Genomic DNA, 10819 nt, shown 5'->3' with positions numbered 1-10819 from the left:
CGCTGGAGCAGCGCTTTATGTTTGACGGCGCAGCAGCGGTGGATGTGGCGCATGCGGCTACAGATGCTGCGGCACCTGCGGCCGCAGAGCATATGGTGGACACGGAAACTGCGCTGCGACATGCGCTGACCGCGGAAGCGCAGAGAGCGACCGAGGCTTCGCCGGCGACTACACAGCGCCAGGAAGTGGTGTTTGTTGACAGCAATGTCAGGAATTACCAGCAGCTCGTCAGTGGCCTGAAACCGGGCACCGAAGTCGTGGTGCTGGATGCGAACAAGGACGGGCTGCAGCAGATTGCTGACTACCTCGACGGTCGCAGCGGCATCGATGCCATTCACATCCTTAGTCACGGCGATGTAGGCAAGATCCAGCTGGGTAACGACTGGCTGGACGGTGGCGATATGGCTGCTCGTAGCGAGTTGCTCGACGCAATTGGCCAATCTCTCGCCAAGGATGGCGACATCCTGGTTTACGGCTGCCGAGTGGGGGCCGATGGGGTGGGTAATGAGTTCGTCCAGGCTCTGGCCAATGCAACAGGGGCCGATGTCGCCGCTTCGGACGACATGACCGGCGCGGCCGTATTGGGCGGCGATTGGACCCTGGAGCGGAACCTGGGCACTGTCGAAACCAGCGCGTTGCTTGGCCTGGAGACCTACAACGGGCTGCTGGCGACGCCTGCGGACCAGAATTTCGACGCTCTTCCTCTTGCGGGCCAGGGGAGCAACAGCGTCACGATTGGCGGGGTCACCTACTTCAACAACGACAGCATTCCCATTTCGATCGTCAATGACGGTTTCATCGCGGGCGGCGCAGACCATGTCCTGGCCTACCGGAGCACTGGCCCCAACACCTCCACGGAAGTCGGATTCAAGACCCAGGATAGTTCGGAGTTCAAGCTCAACAGCTTTGTCGTGGACCGCGGTTTTGGTGGCGACAATACGTTCTCCATCAAGGGCTATCGCAATGGTGTGCTGATCGATACCAAAGTCGTCGATGTGTCATCGGGCACCGCGACCTTCAATGTCAGCGCAGACAGCAAGTGGGAATACATCGACGAGGTCAGGATCACCGGGGCCGACCTTGACGTCGATATCGATGACATCAATTTCAGCGACGCCGTCATCCCCGATACCACGCCGCCAACGGTGACGTCCGTCAGTTCCAGTACGGCCAATGGCACTTACAAAGCGGGTGACGTGATCTCCGTCACCGTGACCTTCAGCGAGGTGGTCACGGTCACCGGTACGCCCCAGCTCACCCTGGAAACTGGCGCCATCGATCGGGTCATCAACTACAGCAGCGGTTCCGGGACCAGCACCCTGACCTTCAACTACACCGTACAGGCGGGTGATACCAACGCCGACCTGGACTACCTCAGCACCGGCGCCCTGGCCCTCAACGGCGGCAGCATTCGTGATGCCGCGGCCAACAATGCCACCCTGACCCTGGCGTCACCGGGCACCGCCGGTTCGCTGGGTGCCAACAAGAGCATCGTGATCGACTCGGCGCCAAGCATCAGCAACGTCAACGGCGACAGCGTTGCCTGGGCTGGAGTTGGCAACACGGTCACGCTGGATTCGGGTAGCAATGCTGTATTCAGCGATATCGAGAAGGGCGCGCTCAATAGCGGCAACGGCAACTGGGCGGGCGGGAGCCTGACCGTGCAGCGCTCGGGCACAGCGGTTTCCGCGGATACCTTCGGCTTCGACACCACGGGTGCATTGTTCACCGTCAGCGGCAGCAACTTGCAGTCGGGTGGCCAGACCTTCGCCACCTTCACCTCCACCGGCGGCGTGCTGACGATCACCTTCACCAGCAGCGGCACCGCCGCCACGACCGCGCTAATCAACAACGTGGCGCAGCGCGTCACCTACCGCAGCGATACGCCGGCTGGCGACGCCACCGTCCGATTCACCCTGAGCGATGGCACCTCCAGCGCCACCGCCAATACCACGGTCACCAGCGACACCATCTACATCACCAACACCACCGACACCGCCACGATCAACGCGAGTGACGGCGTGAGCATCAGCGAAGCCGTGGCGATTGCCGCTGCGGACGCCACGGGCAGCCAGACGCTGATCTTCGGCAGCAACTTCAACACCACCGTATCGCTGGCCGGCAGCCTGTCCATCAACGAAAGCCTGACCCTCAACGCCGATTCGGCCTCGGGTCTGACCATCAGTGGCGGCAACACCATCACCCTGGGTGGTGGCACCACGCTGGACTTCACCAACTCCACCGGCAGCGTCACCATCGGCGCCACGCTCGGCGGCAGCGGGTCGCTGAGCAAGGCTGGCGGCGGCACGCTGATCCTGTCGAGCGTCAGCAACGAGGCCAACATGTCGGGTGGCATTACCGTCACTGGCGGCACCTTGCAGGTCCAGAGCGACGATCACCTGTCCTCCGGCACGCTGACGCTCAACGGCGGCACGCTGACCAACAACGCCTCCGCGATGACCATCGACAACGCCATCGTGCTGGGCGCGGCGGGCGGTACCTTCAATATCGGTGGGGGCGCCGGTGCTACCACGGTCGTGCTGTCCGGCACGATCTCGGGCAGCGGTAGCCTGACCAAGAACGGCCAGGCCATCCTGGAGCTGAGCGGCAACAACACCTACACCGGTGCCACCAACGTGACTGGCACCCTGATCGCGAGCCACGCCAACGCGCTTGGCACTACCGCCGGCTCCACCACGGTCGCCAACGGCGCCACCGTTCGCCTTGGCGGCGGGCTCACAGTCGCCGAGTCGTTCAACATCACCGGCAGCGGCAAGACGGTGGCCGCCACCAACTACGGCGCATTGCACTTGGGTAGCGGCAGCACCACCGTAAGCGGCACGGTGACGCTGACGGGCGCTGCCGACATCAGCGCAGTCTCCGGCAGCACGCTGACCATCAGCGGTGCCATGAGCGGCGCCTTCGCGCTGAACAAGACCGACGCCGGCACGCTTGTCCTGTCCAACAGCGGCAACGAGGCCGGGCTCACCGCCGGCACCACCATCACCTTCGGCACGCTGTCGATCGCCAACGATGACTACCTGAGTGCCGGCACCATCACGCTGAATGGCGGCACCCTGGCCATCACTGGCGCCACCACGGTCGACAACGCCATCGCGCTGACCGCTGCTTCGACCATCTCCAACAGTGCCAGCGCCACCCTGAGCGGCGTTCTCAGCGGCAGCGGCACCTTGACCAAGTCCGGTGCCAGCACGCTGACCCTGTCCGGCAGCAACACCCATAGTGGCGCGGTGAACCTCACTGCCGGCGGCCTGACCTTGAGTGGCGGCTCGGCGCTGGGCAACACCAGCGCGGTGACGCAGTCGGCCAGCACCGTACTGACCATCTCCACTGCCGAGACCATCGGCTCGCTGGCGGGCACCGGCAGCGTGGTACTCAACGCCGGGCTGACCACCGGCAGTGACAACACCAGCACCACCTATTCCGGCGTGATTTCGGGCACTTCCGGCTTTACCAAGGCCGGCAGCGGCACGCAGACGCTGACCGGCAACAACACCTACACCGGTACCACCAACGTGTCGGCGGGCGGGCTGACGCTCAACCGCGCTGGCGGCGCGCTTGACGACAATACCTCGGTGGCGGTGGCAGCCGGCGCGACCCTGACCGTCTCGGCCGACGAGACCATCGACGCCTTGTCCGGCGCCGGTACGGTGGCCCTCGGCGCCTCCGCGCTGACGGTCGGCATCAATGGCACCAGCAGCACCTTCTCCGGCGCGGTCACCGGTTCCGGCACCCTGGTGCTGGATGGCGGCGGCACCTTCACTCTATCCGGTACCAACAGCGGACAGAGCTGGGGATTGCAGGTATTGAGCGGCGGTACGGTTGCGATCGCCGGCGACGCCAACCTGGGCAGCGGAACCGTGCAACTGAACGACGGCACGCTGTCGGTCACCAGCACCGGGACCATCGACAACGCCATCACGCTGGGCGCAAGCGCCGGCCGCGTCTCGGTGGATTCCGGCCTGGCCCTCCGCCTGAGCGGTGCGATCGGCGGCGCTGGTGCCCTGACCAAGACCGGCAGCGGCACGCTGACCCTGTCGGGCGGCAACAACTACTCGGGCACCACCACCGTCTCGTCCGGCACGCTGTCCGTGGCGGGCGACGGCAACCTCGGCGCCGGTACGGTCGTGCTGGCGGCCGGCTCGACCCTGCAGGTGACCGGCGCTACCACCATCGACAATGCGTTCAACCTCGGTGGTGCGGCCACATTCCAGGCCGATGCGGCAGTGACCGTTTCCGGCGCAATCGGGGGCAGTGGCAGTCTCACCAAAGCGGGTGCGGGCACGCTCACGCTGAGTTCCGCCAGCAGCAACTATTCGGGCGGCACCACACTGGCCGCCGGCACTGTGTCGGTTCGGACCAGCGCCGCGCTCGGCGGTGGCACCATCACCTTCAATGGTGGCGCGCTGGATGTCAGTACAACCACAGCACTGGCCTTCTCCAACGCCGTGAACATGGCCACGGCCGGCAGCATCAGCTTCATGGAGGACGCCGAAGCCACCTTCAGCGGCGCCTTCAGCGGCAGCGGCGGGCTCACCGTGACGGGCGTTGCGGGCGGTTCCCGCGAGGTACTGACGCTGAGCAACAGCGGCAATTCGACCATATGGAGCGGCACGATGACGGCGAACGACGCGACCCTCCAGGTCGCCGCCGACAGCATGCTGAGTTCGGGCTCGATCACCATCAACGACGGCAGCGTACTGCTGACCACCGCCACCACCGCCATCGACAACGACGTAGCCATCGGCGGCGCGGGTATCCTTTATTCCAACTCCGGCGCACTGGTGCTGTCTGGCGTGCTGTCGGGCTCGGGGGCGCTGACTACTGGCGGCACTGTTGGCACCAGCGTCACGTTGGCCGGTAGCAACACCCACAACGGTAGCGTCACGGTCGCCGCCGGCAAGCTGATCCTCAGCGGTGGTTCGGCCGTCAGCGACAGCTCGGCGGTCACCGTCAGCAACGCCAGCACGCTCGAGCTGGCGTCCAACGAGACCATCGGCTCGCTGGCCGGCACCGCCGGTACCATCCTGACGCTCGGCAGCAACACCCTGACCACAGGCGGCAACAACAGCAGCACCTTTTTTGCCGGCGCGATCGGCGGTACCGGCAGCCTGATCAAGACCGGCAGCGGTACCCAGACGCTGTCGGGCTCCAATACCTTCACCGGCGGGGTCCAGGTGTCGGCCGGCGGCCTGACGGCCAGCGGCGGCGCGGCCATCTCCAACAGCGCCAGCGTCAACGTGGATTCGGGCGCCACCTTCAACCTGTCGGCGAACGAGACCATCGGCGCGCTGTCCGGCGCCGGCACGGTGCAACTGGGCAGCAGCACGCTGTCCACCGGCGGCAGCAACCTCAGCACCACCTTCAGCGGTGCCATCAACGGCAGCGGCAACCTGATCAAGAATGGCACCGGCACCCTCACTCTGAGCGGCAGCAACGGCTATACCGGTACTACCACGGTGGGAGGTGGTGGCACGCTGAGCATTACCGACGCCGGCAATATCAGCGCCAATACGCTGGGGCTGAATAACGGCGGCACCCTTGAAGTCGCCGGCAGCAACGTCACGCTGACCAATACCATCGTGCTCGATACCGGTGGTGGCAGGATCAGCAACGCTCATGGGCTGACGCTTTCCGGCGTACTGACGAACACCAATTCGTTTACCAAGCTGGGCGCCGGTACGTTGACGCTGACCGGTACCTCCAACTACGCAGGCGCGACCAATGTCAACGCCGGCACCCTGTTGGTGAATGGCGCGCTGGTCGGTACGTCCAGCCTGACGGTGGCTGCAGGTGCCACGCTTGGTGGCAGCGGCAGCATCTTTGCCAACAGCTCCACCAACACCTTGAGCGTGCAGAGCGGCGGCGTCCTGTCGCCGGGCAACAGTGCCGGCACCCTGACGGTGAACGGCAACCTGCAAATGAACGCGGGCAGCGTCCTGGCGGTCGAGATCAATGGCACTACGGCCGGTACCCAGTACGACCAGGTGGTGGTCAACGGCACAGCGGACATTTCCGGCGCCACCCTGGCCGTGACCCATGGCTACACGCCAGGCCTCGGCGATACCTATACCCTGATCGACAACAATCTCAGCGACGGCGTGACCGGTAACTTCAGTGGCCTCGCCGAAGGCGCCACCCTCACCGCCGGCGGCAACAGCACCGAACTGACCGTCAGCTACGTCGGCGGCACCGGCAACGACTTCACCCTGACCGCGCCGACCAACAGCGCGCCGGTGGTGACTGACCTCGACGGCGACAGCACGCCCTATACCGCCGGCACCACGGTGGTGCTCGACGCCGGCGGCAACGCTGTGGTCAGCGACGCCCAAGACGACCTGGCGAACTGGAACGGCGGCAGCCTGGTTGTGCAGCGGTATACCGGCGGCAGCGCCGACCCGAGCGCCAACGACCTGTTCGGTTTCGACCTGAGCACCGCCGCCTTCAGCGTCAGCGGCACCACATTCAGCGGCGATCTGCAGTTCGCTGGCCTCACCTTCGCGACCTACAACTACGTCGGCGGCGTGCTGACCATCACCTTCACCGGCAGCAGCCTTCCGGCGTCCACCGGGCTGGTGCAGGACGTGGTACGCCACATCAACTACAACAACGCCACGCCCTACGGCGACGCGAACATCCGTTTCGCGCTCACCGATAGCCTGGGCGGCACAGTCAACAGCGACGTGACGCTCACGTGCGACACCATCTACGTCGACCAGAGCAATGACGATGCCGGCGGCGACGCAGCCGACGGCTTCAGCCTGCGCGAAGCGCTGGCGCGTGGTGCGGCCCAGGGCGGCGCCGATACGATCCGCGTGATACTGGCCGACAACAGCACTATCACCCTCGGCAGCGGCGTCATTAGCGGCGCCGGCGATACTCTTGACCTCGACGGCGCCAACGGCCTCACCATCACCGGCAGCACGATCACGCTGGGCGGCGCCTTCACCCTGAACAACGGCCTGACCGACACCGCCACGATCGCCAGCACGCTGGCCGGCAGCGCCACGCTGACCAAGACCGGCGCTGGCACGCTGACGCTGACCAGCACCGGCAACGAGGCCGGCTACTCGGGCGCTATCGCACTCAATGGCGGTACCCTGGCGGTCGGCAACGACGACGCGCTCGGCAGTGGCGCGCTGCAGTTCGACGGCGGCACCTTCGACGTCACCGCCGGCGGCGTCACAGTCGACAACGCCATGGCCTTCGGCAGTGGTGGCGGCACGCTCAATGCCAACGTCGACTGGACCGCCTCGGGCGTGTTCTCCGGCAATGGCACACTGAGCAAGACCGGCATCTTCGGCACCCTGACGCTGAGCGGCGCCAGCGCGCACACCGGCACCACCACGCTGGGCGAGGGGATCCTGGCGGTCGGCGGCGACAGCAACCTCGGCAGCGGCCTGGTGAGCGTCTACGGCGGCACCTTCTCGGTGAATACCACCGGCCAGACCATCGACAACGCGTTCGATATCACCAGCCGATCGGGCGCCATCGAGCTCGGCTTCGGCATCGAGGCCACGCTGTCTGGCCTGATCACCGGCACCGGCGACTTCTTCAAGAGCGGCAGCGGCACGCTCAACCTGACCAACACTGGCAATAGCAGCAGCAACTGGACCTTCGGCCAGATCAACGGCACGACGGTGGTGACCTCGGCCGACCAGATTGGTGGCGGTATCCTCAAACTCGCCGGCGGCACGCTGGCGGTCAATACCAACAGCACCTTCACGCTCAACCGCACGACCCAGGTAATCAGCACGGTCGCGCTCGACGCCACCGGCAGCGGCACCGGCGTGGTGATCAGCCTCGGCGGCGCGATGAGCGGCAGCGGTGCGTTCAGCCTCAATGCCGGCGACAGCCAGATCTACCTGAGCAACGCCAGCAACCTGACCGGCCCGCTGACCCTGTCCTCGACCGGCAGCACTGGCCTGGTGGCCGCGATCGGCAGCGGCACCCTGGGCAGTGGCACGATCAACTTGACCGCAGGCTCCACGCTCGGCGTGGCCGGCAGCAGCCGTACCTTCAGCAACGACATCGTGCTGCAGGGCGACGCCACGCTGCGCACCGGCTCCCCGGCCACGGGCGCCGACAACATCACCTTCAGCGGCGTCATCAGCGAAAGCGGCGGTGCGCGCAACCTGACCGTGAACGGCTACTCGGTCGCCGGCAACCACACCGACCTGGTCCTGGCCGGCAACAACACCTACACCGGCACGACCACGCTGGTCGGCGGCACCCTGAAGGTGGCGTCCGACGCCAACCTCGGCGGCGGCGACCTGGTGCTTGCCGGCGGCACGCTGGCCATCGGCGGCGCTACCACCATCGACAACAACGTGAACGTGTCGGGTGGGGCAACCATCCGGACGGATGCGGCGACCACCCTGTCCGGCGTGATTTCCGGCGGCGCCACGCTGACCAAGAGCGGCAGCGAGACCCTGACGCTGACCGGTACCGAGACCCACAACGGCACCACCCATGTTTCCGCCGGTACCCTGGCGGTCAATGGCAGCACGGCCGGCGCTACCACCGTGGGCAGCGGTGCCACCCTGGCCGGTATCGGAACGCTGGGCGGTGCGGTGACGGTGCAGAGCGGCGGTACGCTTGCCCCGGGCGGCAACGCAGCGGGCATCCTCACCATCAATGGCCCCCTCAGCATGGCGGCCGGCAGCACCCTGGCGCTGCAGATCAATGGCCTGGTCGCGGGCTCCGGCCATGACCAGATCGTGGTGAACGGAGCGGTGGACGTGAGCGGTGCCACCCTGGCCGTCACCCATGGCTACGCGCCGGGGGAGGGCGACGCCTGCACCATCATCGACAACGATCTCGCCGATGGCGTGACCGGCAACTTCAGTGGTCTCCCCGAAGACGGCATCCAGGCGTCTGCTGGCAACGGCACCGTACTGACCGCCAGCTACATCGGCGGCACCGGCAACGACGTCACCCTGACCGCACCCATCTTCCCGCGGGTGACCGGCGTCACGTCCAGCAACGGCAACGGCCAGTACGGTATCGGCGATGCCATCACCATCACGGTGACCTTCGACGCCAATGTCAGCGTGACCGGTACCCCCCAGCTGCTGCTGGAGACCGGTACCACCGACCGGACCCTCAACTACGTTTCCGGTTCGGGCAGCAATACCCTGACCTTCAGCTACACGGTGCAGGCGGGTGACGTTGCGGCCGATCTCGACTATGCCGCCACCACGGCGCTGACCCTCAACGGCGGCACTATCAAGGGCGCTGCCAGCCAGGATGCCATCCTCACCCTGGCCGCCCCCGGCGCCGCCGGTTCCCTGGGGGCCAACAAGGCCCTGGTGGTCGATGGCGTGAGGCCGTCCGCCAGCATCTCGCTCAGCGACAGCAGCCTGACGGTGGGTGAGTCCGCCACGGTGACCATCACCTTCAGCGAGGCGGTGACCGGTTTCAGCCTGGCCGACCTGACGGCCGGCAACGGTACCCTGAGCAACCTGACCACCAGCGACAACATCCATTGGACTGCGACCCTGACGCCGAACGCCGGCAATACCAGCAACGGCAACTACGTCCTTCTGGACAACAGTCTCTACACCGATGCCTCGGGCAACACCGGTGCCGGCGTGGCCCTGTCCAACCTTTACGCCGTCGACACCCTGCGACCTACGGCCACCATCGTCGTAGCGGATACCGCCCTGGCAGTCGGCGAGACCAGCACTGTCACCATCACCTTCAGCGAAGCGATCACTGGCCTGACCACCGCCGACTTCACGGTGGCCAGTGGCACACTGAGCAACCTCAGCTCCAGCGATGGTGGCATCACCTGGACCGCTACCCTGACCCCCACTGCCAACAGCGTGAGCGCGGGCAACCTGATCACCCTGGACGCAACCGGCTACACCGACGCGGCAGGCAACTCCGGGGCGAATACCACCACCTCCAATGCCTACGCCATCGACACCCTGCGCCCGACTGCCACCATCATGGTCGCGGATACCGCCCTGGCAGTCGGCGAGACCAGCACCGTCACCATCACCTTCAGCGAAGCGGTGAACGACTTCACCAATGCCGACCTGAGCGTCAGCGGCGGCACCTTGAGCACGGTCAGCAGCAGCGACGGCGGCGTCACCTGGACGGCGACCTTCACGCCCACGGCCAACCAGGAGAGCACGGTCAACCTGATCACGCTGAACAACGCCGGAGTGACAGACAAGGCGGGCAATGCCGGAGTGGGCAGCACGGGGTCCAACGCCTACGCCATCGACACCCTGCGCCCGACCGCCACCATCACGGTCGCGGATACCGCCCTGGCAGTCGGCGAGACCAGCACCGTCACCATCACCTTCAGCGAAGCGGTGAACGACTTCACCAATGCCGACCTGAGCGTCAGCGGCGGCACCTTGAGCGCTGTTAGCAGCAGCGACGGCGGTATCACCTGGACGGCGACGTTCACGCCGACCGCCAACATCACGGCCACCAGCAACCTGATCACGCTGAACAATGCAGGAGTGACAGACAAGGCAGGCAATGCGGGAGTGGGCAGCACCGACTCGAACAACTACGCCATCGACACCCTGCGCCCGACCGCCACCATCACGGTCGCGGATACCGCCCTGGCAGTTGGCGAGACCAGCACTGTCACCATCACCTTTAGCGAAGCGGTGACGGGGCTGGATATTGGTGACTTCACTGTGGCCAATGGTGTACTGAGTAACCTCAGCAGCAGCGATGGCGGTATCACCTGGACGGCGATACTGACACCGACGGCCAGCGTTACCGATACCACCAATGTGATTGCGCTGGACAACACCGGCTATGTGGATGCAGC

The 10819-nt window shown here is 65.9% G+C and carries 1 protein-coding gene; it reads left to right on the top strand.

Annotated elements, in window-relative coordinates; genetic code table 11:
* Positions 1 to 17: 17 nt before the first annotated feature.
* The coding region (locus tag P353_RS30205; protein WP_034374585.1) for an Ig-like domain-containing protein at positions 18 to 10819 on the top strand (10802 nt) is incomplete at its 3' end.

Source organism: Comamonas testosteroni (genome assembly GCF_000761245.1).
Classification (GTDB): domain Bacteria; phylum Pseudomonadota; class Gammaproteobacteria; order Burkholderiales; family Burkholderiaceae_C; genus Comamonas; species Comamonas testosteroni_C.
The sequence above is the reverse complement of the archived record's forward strand: the minus strand, read 5'-3'. Positions and strand labels throughout refer to the sequence as shown.